Source organism: Paeniglutamicibacter sp. GQ140 (assembly GCF_059759235.1).
On the sequence record NZ_JCAXDW010000025.1, the window covers coordinates 1 to 1,656 of the forward strand.

A 1,656-nucleotide genomic window follows, 5' to 3' on the forward strand; every position below is an offset into this window, starting at 1 on the left:
GCTGAGCGGTACCACGGGCAACTCGACCGGCTGCCACGTGCACTTCGAGGTCATCATCAACGGCCGCTGGAACGACCCGCGAAACTTCCTGCCGATCATCCCCGGCCAACCAAATCCGAAGGTCGACTCGCGCCGCACCACCATCGCGGCGGAACCCATCAGAAATTCCGGCGAGCCAAGGACCGAGAGCAGGAACGGCCACGACATCGAGGTCGAACTGCCGAAACCACCCAAGGCCACACCGAAGCCAACGCCCCCCAGGAGCGAAACCCCGCGACCTGAAGCAAGTGAGGAAGCCACGCCCGAAAAGACGACTCCGCCGGCACCAACGAAGGCCCCAACACCGACGCCAAGCCCCACACCCTCACCTACAGCGCCCTCGCCCACGTCGCCCACGAAGACGCCGGCGCCCGAAACGAGCCCGACGCCGGAGCCAAGCGAAGAACCAACGCCTTCGCCCAGTTCATCCCAGACTGCTGCGACACCGACTGTTTCACCGTCAGTCGAGCCGACCAACTCTCCGTCCAACGCGCCAAGCAGTTCGTCCGCAGAGACTCAATCCACCTTGCCGACCAAGTCGTCGACCAGTGCGTCGACCAGTGCGTCGACCAGTGCGTCGACCGAGTCGGCGAGCAACTTGTCAGATTCGAGTTCCGGGACTCCGGACACGGAATCGTCAAGTGGCGCGGCGACTACCGATGGCGGCACGGGAGAGACGCTGTCTTCGTCCGGGACCACAGCGGAATCCCGGTAGTCATTCCGCCTCGCCCGAGTCAACACAGCAAGTCGCTGCAGGGCCGATGGATTCAGGCGGCCACCAGAAGAATCGTCACCGATGGCCCGAGATTTCAAGTGCCATCGATGTCCAGGCGGGGTGCCGCCGCCAACAACCCGAGGCATCACAAAACTTAACAACAATGTCTTGCAAATATCTCTTTCTTCCGCGGCGGCTGTGCGTTAAGGTGATCCCTAAGTGTTCAGTTGCTTGGGGTGACACGGACAACTCGCTGGTTAATTACCAGAAAGCCGACCTCATTTTTGGCTGCGCAAAAACTTCATGGTGACTTAAACAGGGGGCTGTTACCGATGAAAAAACATCAAGATAATCGGGGAAATGTGTCGAGCCAGCTCGGCAATGCAAAAAACAAGATTCCACAAATTTCTGCGTTGGGTCTTGCCATGGCCGCGGTCGTGGCCATTTCAGGTGCACCCGGACTGGGCTTGGCCCAGGACCAACTGGCACCGCAACGAGACGGGGGATTGAGCCGCCAGGCCGCTGCCAATGTGCAGCCGGTCAGGGTCTCGTTGTTCAGCGATGTCGACGCAATCGCGTCGCGACCGCTGGGCATCACCAGCACCGGTTCGGGATATGGGGGCACCGGGCCTTCGTATGTGACGCATGCCGGATTCGTTCCGGGCATTGCCACCCATCAAAATGTCGCGGGCAACCTCGCGGGTCAGCGGCTGGGCGTGCTTGGGGCACTGCCCGGCGGCATCCAATTGATCCACCCGGTTGCATCCCTGCACATCACCAGCCCGTATGGCTGGCGGAACAACCCGACCGGCCCGGGGACGCAGATCCATGTCGGGCAGGATTATGCCGTCCCTTGTGGTTCCCCGGTGTACGCGACCGCGGACGGGGTGGTCGTCCAGTCC

2 protein-coding genes and 1 pseudogene are annotated in these 1,656 nt (G+C 61.7%); 1 reads left to right on the forward strand and 2 read right to left on the reverse strand.

From position 1 onward, the window contains the following. Positions 1 to 516, reverse strand: a pseudogene (locus AC6CHY_RS19895) (hypothetical protein); the annotation flags it as partial. A 39-nt stretch (positions 517 to 555) separates the two neighbouring features. Next, a complete protein-coding gene (locus AC6CHY_RS19900; protein WP_498228053.1) occupies positions 556 to 708 on the reverse strand; it encodes a hypothetical protein in 153 nt (50 codons plus the stop codon). Between the two features lie 378 nt (positions 709 to 1,086). Between AC6CHY_RS19900 and AC6CHY_RS19905 the strand changes: the two genes are divergently transcribed. Continuing rightward, the coding region (locus AC6CHY_RS19905; RefSeq protein ID WP_498228055.1) for a M23 family metallopeptidase at positions 1,087 to 1,656 on the forward strand (570 nt) is incomplete at its 3' end.